The organism is Arthrobacter sp. MYb224, from assembly GCF_002975455.1.
In the GTDB taxonomy this organism is placed as follows: domain Bacteria; phylum Actinomycetota; class Actinomycetes; order Actinomycetales; family Micrococcaceae; genus Glutamicibacter.
Map to the genome: position 1 here is coordinate 90,733 of NZ_PCPU01000009.1, position 16,093 is coordinate 106,825.

A 16,093-nucleotide genomic window follows, 5' to 3' on the forward strand; every position below is an offset into this window, starting at 1 on the left:
AAATTATCCTCGGGTTTGCATGCACATGGTTGAAACGTTAAGTCGATCCGATTGCTGCGAGCAGGCCCCGGGCTAGCGGGCATCATCATAAAATGTTTCCCCCTGATCGGATATGGCAGGGGGCAAGAAACGCCGGGTCGGGCTGTTCCAGATGCCAGTGGATCCCGAACGCAAGGATCGAATCAAGGTAGCAATGCACAGGTATGAATCCACCACGCGCAGAAACGGGAAGAGCGGCGCCATCCAAAGGTAAGACATGCGACGGGTCATTACCACAGCAAAGAGCGTCAGCAATAATTCAGGAATGAGAAGCCCCAGAAGGAGTGCATAAGGGGGCAATACTCCAGATAGCGTGGTGATCACACCGTTCGGGTCTGCCCAGAAGTTCAAAGCTACTTCAGCAGCGGCGCTGACCAGCAAAGCGGGAAGTAGTAGCAAGAAGAACAGCGAGCAGCTCACCAACTCAACAATGTACAGCGCCTGAACTGCCCAGAATTTGCCGATGTGTAGCCCATGGCGTCGAACAGTCTGCCAATAGCCCAGCGTCCAGCGTCGCACCTGATTGATGTAATCGCCGAGATTATCTGGATCTTGGGTGTAAGCCACGGCGGCACCAGGATGGAAAGCCACGCGTCCCAACTTCTTGGCGTGGACTTCGAAGGTCATGTTGAAATCTTCAATGGTTAGCCCTTCTGCCGCAATATCGATTTCAGGGAGTATTCGAGCCCGATACATGCTCGCAAATCCAGGAACAATGTTGACCACGTTGGCTTTCTTAGCCGCCTGGCCATACTTCACGAGCACCTGCACGAATTGGTAGAGACGTTCACGGTAAGCCACCAGCACCTTGCCCATGAGGGTTGCCGGTGCCGGGTCAAAGATCGTTCGGGCCCGCCCTGCGACTGCCACGACCTGCGGGTCTGCGAATTGCGGAAGACCGGTTGAAAAGTAATCGGGGGAAAGCTGGGTATCTGCGTCCAGCAGCATCACAACTTCGAATCCGGAGTCCAGCTGGAAATGCTCTACCGCAGCTGCCAACGCGCCAGCCTTGCCACGGTTTGGATTCAGGCTGATTACTTGTGCTCCAAAGGACCGGACTATGCCGGCGGTCTTATCCGTTGAGCCATCAGAAGCGACGAAGATTTGGGTGGCCGGCAGCAGGGCGAGTACCGATTGCAGAGTTTTGGCGATGACCAGTTCCTCATTGTGTGCGGCAATGAGCACCGCTACCTGTGAATAGTCAGGATAATCCCGCCCCGCTATCAGATTTTTACGTCCTCTGGCAGGTTCTTTCGGATACAGCGATACCTCGGTCACTAGACGAAGCAATCCGGCTGTTGACCACAATATGGTGGTCAGCCCCACGACCGTGACTGCCAAGGCGATGATGATTATTAACATGTTTCCCCCAAGGAACAAATGAACTTTCCATCACTCGACGCTAACCACTTACTTCTCGGTCAGCCAATGATTCTCAGTGGGGTTAACCCCACAGTTAAACAACCCCATGGGGTTAACCCCAAGTGTTCGCGCAGGACGTAGCCAGCAGCCTGGACCGTGGCCCAGTGTTGTTTTGGGCGGACCAGCGGTCACTGGGTCTTGGCTGCACAAGAACCTGTTCGTAAAGCTTTTTGGGGGCGAACAGACAGTCTTGCAACCCATGGAAATGGTCCGTCCAATCACAAAAGGCAAGCAATTCTTGCCTTGGGGCAATCGAAGAACTTCTTGGGGGAAGCATATGACCACACAATTGATTACCGACGGTCTTCAGGCTCAAAAACAACTCGACAGCGGCGAGCCGTGGGCAGTAAAAGTGAGAAACCGTCCACAGCCGGGCCGGGACTTCGACTATGACGTCGCGATCGTGGGAATGGGCTACGTTGGCTTGCCGACAGCCTTGGCGCACCATGTTTCGGGTGCCAAGGTACTAGGCTTCGACATCAGCGGTAAGCGTATTGGAGACATCAAGGCGCGCGAAGTTGATCTTCTGCCAACGGATCACCAGCGTTTGGCCAGTGCGTTGGCCTCAGATTCGTGGACGCTGAGCCAAGAATCGACGGATCTGTCTCGGGCGGCGGCGGTCATTGTCTGCGTGCCAACTCCTGTCGATGGGCATCATGTACCGGACCTTTCGATTTTGGCCAGTGCGAGCCGCATGGTCGTGCAACAAGCAGTCGCCGGACAATTGATCCTCATGACGTCGACGACTTATGCCGGGTGCACCCGCGAAATGATCGTTGAACCGCTGCGTAAGCGTTCTCTGGTACCAGGTGCCGATATCAGCGTGGCTTTTAGCCCTGAACGCATCAATCCGGGCGTTTCCGATTTCAGCATTGAAGATGTGCCTCGTGTCGTTGGCGGATACACCTCTAGGTGCCGTGAAGCGGCAGTGAAACTACTCGCTAGCTACACCGGTACCGTGCACCGCACCAGCGGAATGGAAGTCGCCGAGATGACCAAACTGCTGGAAAACACTTTCCGCGCAGTAAATATTGCCATGGCCAACGAATTTGCCCAGGCGTGCCAGGTGCTTGACTTGCCAGTTCAGGAAGTTATTGATTCGGCCGCCACCAAGCCATTTGGATTTATGCCGTTTACTCCGGGCCCCGGTGTGGGCGGGCATTGCATTCCCTGCGATCCGCACTATCTGTTGTGGCAGCTTCGGGCCCACAACATGAGCCTGCCGGTGATTGCCGCGGCCATGGAAGGAATTGAACAACGCCCGGCGCAGACCGTAGCTCGTTGCGCCCAGGTTCTGTCGAATACCGGAAAGGGGCTCTTGGGGTCTCGTGTACTCGTAGTCGGACTTGCCTACAAGCCTGATGTGGCAGATTTGCGCGAATCGCCGGCGCTGCAGATCATCGACAAGCTGATCGCAGCCGGAGCCGACGTGGCCTTCTATGACCACCATTTTCCAGAGTCGGTCACTGTGAACGGCAAACAGATTATCGGCTGCGCGAAGCCTGCCGAATTCAACGCAGACTTGGTCCTGCTCCACACTCGTCACGCCGCGGCGGACCTGTCCTGGATCAACAAGGAAACCACTGTCCTCGACGCCACCTATCGCGCCGAGGAACTTACCCATCGGGTCCTGCTCTAGGCACAGCAACACACCTTTTCATTTCCACGTATCGCATCCATGAGGCGGAACGGGTACGAGGGATCCATTGCCATGATTATCAGGAGAAAACATGCGCACAGTCATTACCGGCGGAGCCGGATTCATTGGAAGCCACTTGGCAGACTACCTGCTGGCCGCAGGTGACGAAGTAACAGTTTTTGACGATCTGTCCACGGGCACAGTGGATAACCTCACAGAGGCTTTCAAAAGCCCGAAGTTCAACTTTATCGAGGGGACAGTTCTAGACAAAGAAGCTGTAAGCAGCGCAATCGCAGGGGCTGACAGGGTCTTCCATCTGGCTGCTGCAGTAGGTGTGCAACTCATTGTTGAGCAACCATTGGTGAGCCTGCGCACAAATATCCATGGAACCGAGAACGTGCTGGACGCTGTCAAAGCCGCCGGCGCGAAGCTGCTGCTAGCTTCCACCTCGGAGGTCTACGGCAAGAACTCAACCGATGCGCTCAGCGAGGATTCCGACAGAATTCTCGGCGACGCGTTGAAATCACGGTGGACCTACGCGGCCGCCAAGGGCATTGATGAGGCCTTCGCCCATGGTTACTGGAACGAATACGGAGTTCCAGTTTCAATTGTGCGCCTATTCAACACCGTTGGTCCACGCCAGACCGGTCGCTACGGCATGGTGGTGCCAAACCTTATTGGCCAGGCGCTGACCGGACAGCCGCTCAGCGTGTTCGGAGACGGCAAGCAGACCCGGTGCTTCTCTTATGTCGGCGATGTGGTGCCAGCGCTGGTTGCCCTGATTGAAAACGAGCGCAGTTACGGCCAGGCTTACAACCTCGGCGGTTCCCAAGAAATTTCCATCGGCGCGTTGGCAGAACAGATTCTGCAGCGCGTAGGTGGCCAAAGCACAATTGAACTAATTCCTTACGACCAGGCATATGCCCCAGGGTACGAAGACATGCGCCGCCGCGTGCCAGATAATACCAAGGCAAATCGGCTCATCGGGTTCGTTCCGCACACCAACGTCGAGCAGATTATCGACCACGTCGCGAAGGACTTGGAATCCCGTGGTGCACTCAACGAGCGGCTCATGGGACGGCCCGGCGCAATGCTGAAAATCGCCGTCTAGATCATCTGAAAGCAATTGCCGAGGGTCCGTCCTGCCCTACGCGGACGGACCCTCGGCAATTCCGAACTCAGTTTGCAACTACACCAAGACTTAATTGAAATGAGTGGGAGTACGTGAAATCTGCGTCAAAGCGTGGGATGAAGATGTTGGTGGCATTTCTTAGTGCGGGGGCTTTGCTCACAGGATGCGTTTCGGCCGACGTGCTGTTTAGCTCACCAACCATGAAAGCCAAAGGTCCAGCACCGGCTCCTCCGGAGCCGCGGTTAGATACGGTGCATCAATCGCCACCACAGCTTGAACGACGTGACTATGACCGCGACAAAACGGTTGTGTCACTGACTTTTGATGATGGGAATGCGAGCCAGCATGAAGCCGTAAAAATACTCGACGAGATTGAGCTTGAAGGTACCTTTTACGTGAATTCCTCGGTTCTCGACAGTCCGGGATACTTTTCGCGAGCGCAACTTGATGCCATGGCGAACACCGGTCATGAGATCGCTGGACACGGTGTGCAGCACCGCAACTTGAGCGACTTGGAACCGGTGGAAACCGTTCGCCAAATATGTATGGATCGTAAAAACCTCAGCAATTGGGGATACCAGGTAACTAGCTTTGCGTTCCCCGAGGCCGGGTCCAACCCGGCCATCGAACAGGCCGTAGCGGACTGCGGGTACAACAGCGCACGGGGATTAGGCGGGATAGAGTCCGTGACCGGTTGCGAAGGCTGCGGATACGCCGAGTCCTTTGATCCGAAGAACATCTGGCATACCTTGGCTCCGGCCATGGTGGATGCTGACTGGACCGTTGAGGACATGCAGAATCTGGTGCTGAACGCGGAAGAAAACGGGGGCGGGTGGATCCAGATTACCTTCCATCATTTGTGCCCATCGAGCTGCAATGAAATTTCTGTGCAGACCGAAGACTTTGCGCAATTCGTTTCTTGGCTCAAGGACCGAGAGCAAAAAACCGGGACCGTCGTTCGGACGGTGGATGAGGTGGTTGGCGGTCCGATCCGTCCGATCGTAGATGAACCAGAACTACCTGCTAACACCGAGGGCAACTTGGTGGTCAACTCAGGCTTTAGCGAGCAGCCTAGGGGTGATGATTTCTCTCGATGCTGGCAAGCGGCCGGGTATGGGAAAAATAATGGCCATGCTCGAGTAGAGCCGAAGGCAACCAACGATTCAGACGGTGTGAGGCTAGAAATCACCAACTATCGGGACGGCGATTTCAAATTTCTGCAGCGTCTGGATCTGGGCGAATGCGCTACCCAAATCATCCCGGGGGAGCGCTACGAAATGAAGGCGACCTATTCCGCGACGACGACAGCCCAATTTGTGTTGTACCTCCGCGATCCGCAGGGGGACTGGCTATATTGGACTGCTTCAGACTGGTTGGCACCGACCGATGCGGCCAAGGAAGCGGTATGGGTTGCTCCTGCGATACCGGAAGGGTTCACCGGTCTGTCATTTGGACTGTCTTTATTTAGCGAGGGTATCTTGCACGCCGATGACGTGGAAATGTCGGTGTACTCGGACTAAGCGTGCGGGATGAAGCATAAGGCGGATACGACGAAGCGCAGCGGCCGGAGGGCCGCTGCGCTTCGCTGTGAACTGTCGTGAAAATGCCGGTGGTTAGACGAAGCTCTCGGTTCCCTCGATGGTGTTCATGAAGTGGTCCATGAAGTCCGCGAAGTCGCGCGCATCGACTTCCTGGTCGATCAGGGCGCCGAGCGTCACCGCGTCATCGATATGGATGTCGATGCTGGGGCGGCTGGGGATGCTGAAGCGGAACACCCGTCCGGTGGAGGTGGCTACCTCATAGCCGCCGTCGCTGAGCAGGGCCAGCTGGTTCACGTTGGTGTTGTTGATCGTGATTGCCGCTTCGGAAGCGCGCAGGTCCGCCGAGGAGACCGGGGCGAGGACCAGTTCGGCTGGCTGACGTCGATATCCAATGACCTTGAGCCCACCAGAGCCAGCAATGCCGGTCCCTGCTACCAGGTTGTAGCTGGCGAAGTTAGGGATCTGCGTATCAAAGGCCTCGTGCAGGAGGCGCTTGACGTGGTCGGTAGGATTTTCGTCTGGGCGTGGGTCCATAACTCACACTCTACCGATAATGCTGGACAATTTGATCAGTCTCCTCGTTTAGCGAAATATGTCATTGTCGCGTCATGGGTTGTCCAATTGGTCATATTGACTTCTAGAATTTGATTTATGAGCCAGGAGACTACCCCAGACATCAAACCACGTTCCCGTGTGGTCACCGATGGTATCCATGCGGCACCGGCGCGCGGCATGCTGCGTGCGGTCGGCATGGGAGACGACGACTTCGTCAAACCGCAAATCGGCATCGCAAGCTCGTGGAATGAAATCACCCCGTGCAACCTCTCGCTGAACCGCCTGGCGCAAGGCGCCAAGGAAGGCGTCCACTCCGGTGGCGGCTTCCCGATGCAGTTCGGCACCATCTCCGTTTCGGACGGCATTTCCATGGGCCACGAGGGCATGCACTTCTCGCTGGTCTCCCGTGAAGTCATCGCCGACTCGGTCGAGACCGTGATGATGGCCGAGCGCCTGGACGGTTCGGTGCTCCTTGCCGGCTGCGACAAGTCGCTGCCCGGCATGCTGATGGCCGCCGCCCGGCTGAACCTCTCCTCGGTGTTCCTCTACGCCGGCTCGATCATGCCCGGCTGGGTGAAGCTGGAGGACGGCACCGAAAAAGACGTCACCCTCATCGACGCCTTCGAAGCCGTGGGCGCCTGCGCCGCCGGCAAGATGAGCGAAGAGGACCTGGGTCGCATCGAACGGGCCATCTGCCCGGGCGAAGGCGCCTGCGGCGGCATGTACACCGCGAACACCATGGCCTCCATCGGCGAGGCGCTGGGCATGTCCCTGCCTGGCTCGGCGGCCCCGCCCTCGGCCGACCGCCGCCGCGACATGTTCGCGCACAAATCCGGCGAGGCGGTGGTGGAACTGCTGCGCAAGGGCATCCGCGCCCGCGACATCATGACCAAGAAGGCCTTCGAGAACGCCATCGCCGTCACCATGGCCTTCGGCGGCTCCACCAACGCGGTGCTCCACCTGCTGGCCATTGCCCGCGAAGCCGAGGTCGAACTGAGCCTGAGCGACTTCAACCGCATCGGCGACAAGGTGCCGCACCTGGCAGACCTGAAGCCGTTCGGCCGCTACGTGATGAACGACCTGGACCGCATCGGCGGGGTGCCGGTGGTCATGAAGGCGCTGCTGGATGCCGGCTTGCTGCACGGTGACTGCCTGACCGTCACCGGCAAGACCATGGCGGAGAACCTCGAGCACATTGCCCCACCGGATCCAGATGGCAAGATCCTGCGCGCCATGGACAACCCGATCCACAAGACCGGCGGGGTGACCGTGCTGCGCGGCTCGCTGGCCCCGGAAGGCGCGGTGGTGAAGTCAGCTGGCTTCGACGCGGACGTCTTCGAGGGCACCGCGCGCGTCTTCGAACGCGAGCAGAGCGCCATCGAGGCGCTCGATGCGGGCAAGATCCAGGCCGGCGACGTAGTGGTCATCCGCTACGAAGGCCCCAAAGGCGGACCGGGAATGCGCGAGATGCTCGCCATCACCGGCGCCATCAAGGGTGCAGGCCTGGGCAAGGACGTATTGCTGCTCACCGATGGCCGCTTCTCCGGGGGCACCACCGGGCTGTGCATCGGTCACGTGGCCCCCGAAGCCGTGGACGGCGGGCCCATCGCCTTCGTCCAGGACGGAGACAAGATCCGCGTGGACATCGAGGCGCGCAGCTTCGACCTGCTGGTTGAGCCAGCCGAGCTGGAAGCCCGCAAGGTCGGCTGGGAGCCGCTGCCTGCCAAGTTCACCACCGGTGTGCTGGCCAAGTACGCGAAGCTGGTCAACTCGGCGTCAACCGGCGCCTACTGTGGCTAGCCAAAAGCTAGCGTGATCCATTGGTTGGACGCCAAAGCGTCCAACCAATGGACATCCATCTCGTATAATGAGATACAAGGGGTTTCTAGTTGCTCTTTACCTCCCGGTGGAGAAAACTAGAGATATGCAAACAACCTCCGAGGTTCTACTAGTTATCAGGCGCGAAGCCTGAAACGTTGTCCGCCAGGACAGAACGTCGGTAACGCGCCAGCCCCCTTTCGTCAATAGTGACGGCCGCGGGGCGTTTTTTATGCGCAAACGAAGAGATAGATCAGGAAAGGATCCCGATGAGCAACGTAACACCAGCCAATCCGGCCTCGGTTGCGAAATCAATTAATCGATCAAAGGATGCCGCCACCGCTGTCTCTTCCGTCGTGGAAGCTTCGAACCCGGTACAGGGTCCGAATACTATCGTCGCTGCCACAAAGATGACGGGGTCACAAGCCATCGTCCGCTCACTGGAAGAACTGGGCGTCAAGGACGTCTTCGGATTACCAGGCGGGGCCATCCTTCCCACCTATGATCCACTGATGGATTCGACCAAGCTTAATCACATCTTGGTCCGCCACGAACAGGGTGCAGGCCATGCCGCACAGGGCTACGCCATGGTTTCCGGAGAAGTCGGCGTGTGCATCGCCACCTCCGGTCCGGGCGCAACCAACCTCGTCACCGCGCTAGCCGATGCCAATATGGACTCGGTGCCGATGGTGGCAATCACCGGCCAGGTGCACAGCGCCTTCATCGGCTCGGACGCATTCCAGGAAGCCGACATTGTCGGCATCACCATGCCGATTACCAAGCATGCGTTCCTGGTGACCGACCCGGAAGAAATCCCACGGGTTATGGCAAGCGCCTTCTACCTCGCGCAGACCGGCCGCCCCGGTCCGGTGCTGGTGGATATCACCAAGGATGCCCAGCAGGGAGACATGACGTTCTCCTGGCCGCCGAAGGTGGACCTGCCCGGCTACCGCGTGGTCACCAAGGGACACAACAAGCAGCTGCGCGAAGCGGCGAAACTGATCGCCGGCGCCAGCCGCCCGGTGCTCTATGTCGGCGGCGGCGTGATCAAGGCCAACGCGCATGAGGAACTGAAGGCCTTCGCCGAGTTCATCAACGCCCCGGTGGTCACCACGCTCACCGCGCGCGGCGCCTTCCCGGATTCGCATGCCCAGCACGTGGGCATGCCGGGCATGCACGGTGCGGTCTCCGCCGTGACCGCATTGCAGCAGGCCGATCTGCTGATCACCCTGGGCGCACGCTTCGATGACCGCGTCACCGGCGTGCTCTCCTCCTTCGCGCCCAACGCGAAGGTGATCCACGCGGATATCGACCCGGCCGAAATCTCGAAGAACCGCACCGCGGACGTGCCGATCGTCGGCTCGCTGGATGAAATCATCCCGCAGCTGCAGGAGGCGTGCACCACGCGCTTCGAAGCGGACCCGCCGCAGGATCTGACCAGCTGGTGGGGCCTGCTCAACCGGCTGCGCGAAACCTACCCGATTGGCTACACCGAAACCCATGACGGGCTTTCCGCGCCGCAGAACGTGATCGAGCGCATCGGCGCCCTGACCGGCCCCGAGGGCGTCTACGTGGCGGGCGTGGGACAGCACCAGATGTGGGCGGCGCAGTTCGTGAAGTACGAGCGCCCGCGCTCGTGGCTGAACTCCGCCGGCTTGGGCACCATGGGCTACTCGGTACCCGCGGCCATGGGCGCCAAGGTAGCCCAGCCGGACCGCGTGGTGTGGGCCATCGACGGGGACGGCTGCTTCCAGATGACCAACCAGGAGTTGGCCACCTGCGTGATCAACCAGATCCCCATCAAGGTCGCCATCATCAACAACTCCTCGCTGGGCATGGTCCGCCAGTGGCAGACGCTGTTCTACGAATCGCGCTACTCCAACACCGATTTGAACACCGGCCACGGCACCGCGCGGGTCCCGGACTTCGTGAAGCTTGCCGATGCCTATGGCTGCGTGGGCCTGCGTTGCGAACGCGACGAGGACATCGACGCCACGATCCAGCAGGCACTTGCAATCAATGACCGACCAGTGGTGATCGACTTCGTGGTCTCCGCGGACTCCATGGTGTGGCCAATGGTGCCTTCCGGAGTGAGCAATGACCAGATCCAGTTTGCCAAGGGCATGACCCCAGAGTGGGAAGAGGAGGACTAGAACATGGCAAAGCATACGTTGTCGGTACTCGTCGAAGACGTTCCCGGCGTACTCACCCGAGTCGCCAGCCTTTTCGCCCGCCGTGCGTTCAACATTCACTCGCTTGCGGTGGGTCCCACCGAAATCGAGGGAATCAGCCGCATGACCGTGGTGGTCGACGCCGAGGGGGACTCCCTGGAGCAGGTCACCAAACAGCTGAACAAGCTGATAAACGTCATCAAGATCGTCGAGCTGCTGCCGGAAACCTCGGTGCAGCGCGACCACATCATGGTCAAGGTACGCGCAGATGCGGCAACCCGCCTGCAGGTTACCCAGGCCGCCGAGCTCTTCCGCGCCTCCGTCATCGACGTGGCTCAGGACTCGCTGGTCATCGAGGCCACCGGCAATGCCGGCAAGATCGATGCGCTGCTGGCGGTGCTCGAACCCTTCGGCATCCGCGAGATTGTCCAGGCCGGTACCCTAGCGGTAGGACGCGGCGCCAAGTCGATGTCGGACAGGGCACTGAAAACCCTCTCCGCCTAAACGGCACCAAGCAAAATTACAGAACTTTCAATAACAAACTTCTTATTCGAAGAAAACCTAAGGAGCAATCACAGTGGCTGATATGTACTACGAAGACGACGCCGACCTCTCAATCATCCAGGGTCGCAAGGTAGCCGTCATTGGCTACGGCTCCCAGGGCCACGCACACGCACTGAGCCTGCGCGACTCCGGCGTGGACGTCACCGTCGGCCTGGCCGAGGGCTCCAAGTCCCGCGCCAAGGTCGAGGCCGAAGGCCTGAAGGTCGCCACCGTGGCCGAGGCTGCCAAGTGGGCAGATGTCATCATGATCCTGACCCCGGACCAGGTCCAGGCCCAGGTCTACGCAGAGTCGATCGCCGAGCACCTCGAAGAGGGCAACGCCTTGTTCTTCGGCCACGGCTTCAACATCCGTTTCGGCTTCATCCAGCCACCAGCCAACGTTGACGTTGCGCTGGTAGCTCCGAAGGCACCGGGCCACACCGTACGCCGCGAATTCGAAGCAGGCCGCGGCATTCCCGACCTGATCGCAGTGGAGCAGAACTTCACCGGCGGCGCCAAGGAACTGGCACTGTCCTACGCAGCGGGCATCGGCGGCACCCGTGCCGGCGTCATCGAGACCACCTTCACCGAAGAGACCGAAACCGACCTGTTCGGCGAGCAGGCCGTGCTTTGCGGTGGCACCTCGCAGCTGGTTCAGTACGGCTTCGAAGTTCTCACCGAAGCTGGCTACAAGCCAGAAATCGCCTACTTCGAGGTATTGCACGAGCTGAAGCTGATCGTCGACCTGATGTGGGAAGGCGGCATCGCCAAGCAGCGCTGGTCGATCTCCGACACCGCCGAGTACGGCGACTACGTCTCCGGCCCACGCGTGATCACCTCAGAGGTGAAGGAAAACATGAAGGCTGTGCTGGCCGATATCCAGTCCGGCGCCTTCGCCACCCGCTTCATGGAAGACCAGAAGGCCGGTGCCCCGGAATTCAAGGCACTGCGCAAGAAGGGCGAAGAGCACCCAATCGAGACCACCGGCCGCGAACTGCGCTCGCTGTTCTCCTGGATCTCCGATTCCTCTTCGGATGACTACGTGGATGGTTCCGTAGCTCGCTAAGCTTGCGGTTACTCGCGTAATCACCACTGAACAACAACGAACCGGGCTGCTTCCGCAAGGAAGGAGCCCGGTTCGTTGTTGTCATATATGCGATTACGTCGCGATGGACCGTGCTGCTAGATCTTCGAGGCCCGGTAGCCGGCCTTCCGAGCATCGGCTGCGGTCTGGAAGCACTCTTCTGGCTTCGTGATGTTGTAGAAGCGCTGGCCCTTGAGGTGGTACTTCCACTCTTTGTTGCTGCCGGTGCGGTTGCCCTTCACCGGGTAGCCAGAGGGGCAATCCTTGGTTTTCCCGTTCATCCTCACCGACTTCTTGGTGGAGGCCTTTTTGACCAGCAAGGTCTGAGTTTTCTTGACGGTCGAAGTCTTGCCCTTGAGCTGGTACTTCACCGAGGTGGTGACCTTGTAAGTGCCGGCAGCGAGCTTGACCGACTTCTTGTTCTTGGCCACCAGCTTCTTGCCTTTGCTCACGTTTACGAGGGCGGACTTGATCTTGACGTTCTTGGCTTTGGAATAGCTGGGCTTGATCGTTGCCTTTGCCGAGCCCTTGACGGTCTTCGTCCCGATTTTCTTGATCGTAACGGCGGGTGCCTTCTTGGCAGCGGTGATGCTGATGGTCGAGGCCGCGGCCGGCTGCGGAGCGGCAATAGCCGCCGTGGCACCTGAGAATGCTAGCGAGCTTGCCGCGATGACCGCAAGCGTGCGCTGAACGAGTTTATTCAATTTTTCCCCATGAAAAGTCGGACCGAGTTCGGGACTCCTCGGTCCCGAGACTTGATTCTAGTATGGGAAAGCGCCGGAAACTACGAAGCCCTTATTTATTCACGGTCATTGCTGATCTTTGATTGGGAAGGCTGGCACCCAGGCTAAACTGCTGACCGCAGCCCTGGGTGCAAGCGGCTTCCTCCGGGATTCCGTCCGTCAAGCCCTTGAGCCTAAGGGCACTTCGCCAAGACGGCGCACGGTAGCGATTTGAGACTGCCGGCCACTAATTGCGCTCGCTGTTCTCCTGGATATCTGATTCCTCTTCAGATGACTACGTGGATGGCTCCGTAGCTCGCTCAGAGCTACTGCGCTATGCACGACGTCATGATGCTCGTGGATCCCGTTGGCTGCTTGCCAACCCGATTCACGAGCGTTTTGCATTTCCTGTCCAGCCAGGCTGGGCGGAGCTATCGGCCTATTGCGGTCGTCGAATAGGTTTCGTTTCTTGTAGCGGAGCTACGGCGTCGGCGAGGTATTCGCGCGCCTTCTGGCGTTCGGCCTTGATGACGCGCTGAACGCTTGAGTAGTCGATGCTCTGCGCCAGGACGGATTCAAGCTGTTGGATCTGCGCCAATTCGCGTTCTCGCAGACCCAGCGCGTCCAGAAGGTAGCCAATCTTTTCCATATTTCCATATCCATGACGCTGATTGGCCCGAGTGATCGTCGCGAATGGACGCTCGGTGAGCACTGAGAAAATGGTGCCGTGGAAGGTGTCAGTGACCACCGCTGATGCCTGGCTGAAGTAGCCAAGCAATTCGAAAGGGCTGCAGTCAACGAAGGTGTCGCCACACGGTTGGGCTCCGCCAAAGCACATGACTTTGAGGCCCTTCCTCTTCGCGTAGGCCCTAATGCGTGCGTTCTCGATATCATCGAGTCGGCCAGGGTAGGCGTAGACCAGGAGATATGGTTCAGCAACTCGCTTGCCGCTCGGGCTCATGGAGATTGGCAAGAGATTGAAGACGAGAGTCGGGTCAAGGTGGATCGGTGGCCTTTCACCGGTCAGACTTTCAACGATATGGGCCGAATTTTCATCTCGTACGGAAATGCGGTCAAATCGGGTGAAAGCAGCGGCAAGTTCTTCATCCACATGGTGCATGCGGATTTTCTCCAAGGTCGTATTGCCGAAGGAAGCAGCGAAGGAAATGAGACTTCGGCCTGCAGAATCGATACCGAATAAGTCTCTGGAGAACCCAACATTGGCGTTTGACTGCACGCAGTTGAATACTTCATCACTGCCGATGACTTGCAAATCCACATCCGTCGTGTAATTGCGGGAACCAGGCAAGTCAATCAGCGGAAAGTACTTTTTTGCGTACGTTCTTTTGTGTTCGAAGAAGCGCAGTTTGTCCGTCCACGACGCGTCATCAGAACCGTATTCCTGAACCTTGCGAAAGATTCGGCCCAAATGTGAAGGTCTTCCGTTGGACTGTGATTCGTTGACTAACGGCGTCCCTGGCCGGTAGTCGAGAAAAGTGAGATCAGCTGTCGGTACGAGCTCGGCCAAGAGCCTGCGAAGCGAATATGCCTGTAATGAAGAACCATAATTCAGAATTCTATGCATCGACATAATCCCAATGGTTGCCATTTCGCGCCCCCTGCGAATATTGACGTGGCTAGCCAAAGTTCGGTTGGTGGCTATCCCGGTTGTGCACCAGATCATATCAGCCGCATTCACTGCTCACCGCTATGCTGGGCAGATCTTGGAAAGCCACGAGTCCTGTACACCTCACCGCGGAGAACCGCAATGGGATTCGTAGCGCAGCTCGGTTCGATGCAACAGCTTTTGATGGGTTTCGGTTGAACTGGGCGGTACCGGCGCTCGTCTGGATTTCATTCTTGCCGTTTGCTGGTGAAGACGCTCCGGCTCCTCTAGACTGACAAGCAATTCTATATGCTCAGCGGCTGGGGGAGCCATGGCTAAAGATCTCGCTACTGTTGTGTCTACCGGTTTATGCGTGGGGTGCGGTGCTTGTGCCGTTGCAGAGCCGGGGGCGCTTGCGATGCGAAAAACCGAGTTGGGTACTTATCTGCCTGTGGCCCGCAACGGTGTTCCTCTGTCGGAACTGGGAGATCAAGTCCTGACGAACGCCAGTGCAGTCTGTCCTTTTTCAGCGGACGCCCGAAACGAAGATTCCATCGGTGAAGAACAGTTTGGCGGCGCTGATGCATCACACCATGCCGTGACTGGCTACCACCGGAAAATTGTAGCCGGTCACGTAGCCGATGATGATTTCCGAAGCCTCGGAACATCAGGTGGCATGACATCTTGGGTGTTGAGCAGATTACTGTTGCGAGGCGACGTTGACGCGGTCATTCATGTGGCCTCCACATTCGAGGGGCTGCCCAATCCGCTGTCCCGCTATACGATCTCACGGACTGTTGTGGACCTCCTTGGCGGACGAAAGTCCCGGTACCATGTGCAGACCCTCGCGGAGGTGCTCGCGGAGGTCAGGGAAGTCCCCGGAAGGTATGCCCTTGTCGGTGTTCCATGCTTCATCAAGAGTGTGCGTTTGCTGGCGGACCGAGATGAGCTCATTCGACAACGAGTTGTATTTGCCGCTTCCTTATTCTGCGGGCATCTGAAGTCAAGCCTGTACTCGGACTACCTGGCCCGCTCGGTCAACATGGACCCTCTGGAAGTAAACGACATCGACTATCGCCACAAAGAGCCTGGTCGTCCTCCGAACCGATACAGCGCCAAGGTCTCACGCGTTGACGGGGCGGAAGTGATTCGTGGCGCTGAGCAAATACCCATGGCTAATTGGGGAATCGGCATTTTCAAGTTGGGAGCTTGCGACTATTGCGACGACATCACCGGGGAGACAGCCGATATTAGTCTCGGTGATGCTTGGCTGCCTCCATTTATGTCGGATTGGCGGGGAGCGAATGTAGCCGTCGCGAGGTCGAATCTTGCGGCCGAGATCCTCTCCGAGGGTGAAGTAAATGGTTCATTAGATGTCATTGAATGGGACGCTGAAACTGTGGCAGCGTCACAGGCTGGAGCGGTACGACATAGGCGACCTGGGCTAGCGGTGCGGCTCGCCAATCGTATTCGAAACGGGCAATGGGTTCCCTTCAAACGGGTAGCGCCAGCTAGTGACGTCGAAATGGAAACAGTCTTCGCCCAGCGCATGCTTAATCGGGAAAAGATTGCCCTGGCTTCGGGGCCGGCCTACGTCCGCGCGTTGCAGGAAGGCGGAGTGCCCCAATTCATCGAGGAGATGAAACCGTACATCCGCCAATATGACGGCACCACCGGTTCAACGATGATCCGCAGAGCAGCGACCTGGATTTTATTGCGGCTTCCAACTGCGTTGGAAACCGCACTACGCCGTATCGCTCGTGTCCTGAAACTGACTTGAGCACGCACCCCGGGTGACCGGCCTCGCGCCAAAGGCATGAC

At 58.3% G+C, this 16,093-nt stretch carries 12 protein-coding genes; 8 read left to right on the top strand and 4 right to left on the bottom strand.

Annotation, left to right across the window (positions count from 1 at the left end):
* Positions 1-72: 72 nt before the first annotated feature.
* A complete protein-coding gene (locus CQ017_RS15395) occupies positions 73-1,401 on the bottom strand; it encodes a glycosyltransferase family 2 protein (RefSeq protein WP_105554428.1) in 1,329 nt (442 codons plus the stop codon).
* Positions 1,402-1,738: 337 nt separating this feature from the next.
* On the opposite strand from CQ017_RS15395, the gene CQ017_RS15400 reads away from it, so the two are divergent.
* The 3 genes from CQ017_RS15400 (at position 1,739) to CQ017_RS15410 (ending at position 5,752) form a co-directional block, all read left to right on the top strand.
* The gene (locus CQ017_RS15400; RefSeq protein WP_105554429.1) at positions 1,739-3,100 is read left to right on the top strand and encodes a nucleotide sugar dehydrogenase; all 1,362 of its coding nucleotides are present in this window, start codon (positions 1,739-1,741) and stop codon (positions 3,098-3,100) included.
* A 91-nt stretch (positions 3,101-3,191) separates the two neighbouring features.
* Positions 3,192-4,211, top strand: a complete 1,020-nt coding sequence (locus CQ017_RS15405; protein ID WP_105554430.1) for an NAD(P)-dependent oxidoreductase — start codon at positions 3,192-3,194, stop codon at positions 4,209-4,211.
* Between the two features lie 137 nt (positions 4,212-4,348).
* Complete coding sequence (locus tag CQ017_RS15410; protein ID WP_105554431.1) at positions 4,349-5,752, top strand: polysaccharide deacetylase family protein; 1,404 nt, start codon at positions 4,349-4,351, stop codon at positions 5,750-5,752.
* 93 nt (positions 5,753-5,845) lie between these two features.
* Here CQ017_RS15410 and CQ017_RS15415 read toward each other — a convergent pair whose 3' ends face one another.
* Positions 5,846-6,307 carry a hypothetical protein gene (locus tag CQ017_RS15415; protein ID WP_105554432.1) on the bottom strand — a complete coding sequence of 154 codons (462 nt, stop codon included), beginning with the start codon at positions 6,305-6,307 and terminating at the stop codon, positions 5,846-5,848.
* A 117-nt stretch (positions 6,308-6,424) separates the two neighbouring features.
* Between CQ017_RS15415 and ilvD the strand changes: the two genes are divergently transcribed.
* The 4 genes from ilvD to ilvC all read left to right on the top strand — a co-directional run bounded on the left by ilvD (position 6,425) and on the right by ilvC (position 11,926).
* A complete protein-coding gene (gene ilvD / locus CQ017_RS15420; RefSeq protein ID WP_105554433.1) occupies positions 6,425-8,128 on the top strand; it encodes a dihydroxy-acid dehydratase in 1,704 nt (567 codons plus the stop codon).
* Positions 8,129-8,415: 287 nt separating this feature from the next.
* Positions 8,416-10,299: an acetolactate synthase large subunit gene (locus CQ017_RS15425; protein WP_105554434.1), complete on the top strand. Its 1,884-nt coding sequence runs from the start codon at positions 8,416-8,418 to the stop codon at positions 10,297-10,299.
* A 3-nt stretch (positions 10,300-10,302) separates the two neighbouring features.
* The gene (gene ilvN / locus CQ017_RS15430; protein WP_096288635.1) at positions 10,303-10,821 is read left to right on the top strand and encodes an acetolactate synthase small subunit; all 519 of its coding nucleotides are present in this window, start codon (positions 10,303-10,305) and stop codon (positions 10,819-10,821) included.
* Positions 10,822-10,903: 82 nt separating this feature from the next.
* Positions 10,904-11,926, top strand: a complete 1,023-nt coding sequence (ilvC, locus tag CQ017_RS15435) for a ketol-acid reductoisomerase (protein WP_105554435.1) — start codon at positions 10,904-10,906, stop codon at positions 11,924-11,926.
* A 116-nt stretch (positions 11,927-12,042) separates the two neighbouring features.
* Here the strand turns inward: ilvC and CQ017_RS15440 are convergent, their stop codons facing one another.
* Complete coding sequence (locus CQ017_RS15440; RefSeq protein WP_105554436.1) at positions 12,043-12,648, bottom strand: hypothetical protein; 606 nt, start codon at positions 12,646-12,648, stop codon at positions 12,043-12,045.
* A gap of 457 nt (positions 12,649-13,105) precedes the next feature.
* Positions 13,106-14,275: a polysaccharide pyruvyl transferase family protein gene (locus CQ017_RS15445; RefSeq protein WP_181150567.1), complete on the bottom strand. Its 1,170-nt coding sequence runs from the start codon at positions 14,273-14,275 to the stop codon at positions 13,106-13,108.
* Between the two features lie 328 nt (positions 14,276-14,603).
* On the opposite strand from CQ017_RS15445, the gene CQ017_RS15450 reads away from it, so the two are divergent.
* On the top strand, positions 14,604-16,052 hold the full coding sequence (locus tag CQ017_RS15450) for a Coenzyme F420 hydrogenase/dehydrogenase, beta subunit C-terminal domain (protein ID WP_105554438.1): 1,449 nt from the start codon (positions 14,604-14,606) through the stop codon (positions 16,050-16,052).
* Positions 16,053-16,093 lie beyond the last annotated feature (41 nt).

Bases quoted from the DNA above. Each gene is read 5' to 3' on its own strand.
- CQ017_RS15395 (WP_105554428.1), bottom strand. From the start codon at position 1,401: ATGTTAATAATCATCATCGCCTTGGCAGTCACGGTCGTGGGGCTGACC.
- CQ017_RS15400 (WP_105554429.1), top strand. From the start codon at position 1,739: ATGACCACACAATTGATTACCGACGGTCTTCAGGCTCAAAAACAACTC.
- CQ017_RS15405 (WP_105554430.1), top strand. From the start codon at position 3,192: ATGCGCACAGTCATTACCGGCGGAGCCGGATTCATTGGAAGCCACTTG.
- CQ017_RS15410 (WP_105554431.1), top strand. From the start codon at position 4,349: ATGAAGATGTTGGTGGCATTTCTTAGTGCGGGGGCTTTGCTCACAGGA.
- CQ017_RS15415 (WP_105554432.1), bottom strand. From the start codon at position 6,307: ATGGACCCACGCCCAGACGAAAATCCTACCGACCACGTCAAGCGCCTC.
- ilvD (WP_105554433.1), top strand. From the start codon at position 6,425: ATGAGCCAGGAGACTACCCCAGACATCAAACCACGTTCCCGTGTGGTC.
- CQ017_RS15425 (WP_105554434.1), top strand. From the start codon at position 8,416: ATGAGCAACGTAACACCAGCCAATCCGGCCTCGGTTGCGAAATCAATT.
- ilvN (WP_096288635.1), top strand. From the start codon at position 10,303: ATGGCAAAGCATACGTTGTCGGTACTCGTCGAAGACGTTCCCGGCGTA.
- ilvC (WP_105554435.1), top strand. From the start codon at position 10,904: ATGTACTACGAAGACGACGCCGACCTCTCAATCATCCAGGGTCGCAAG.
- CQ017_RS15445 (WP_181150567.1), bottom strand. From the start codon at position 14,275: ATGGCAACCATTGGGATTATGTCGATGCATAGAATTCTGAATTATGGT.
- CQ017_RS15450 (WP_105554438.1), top strand. From the start codon at position 14,604: ATGGCTAAAGATCTCGCTACTGTTGTGTCTACCGGTTTATGCGTGGGG.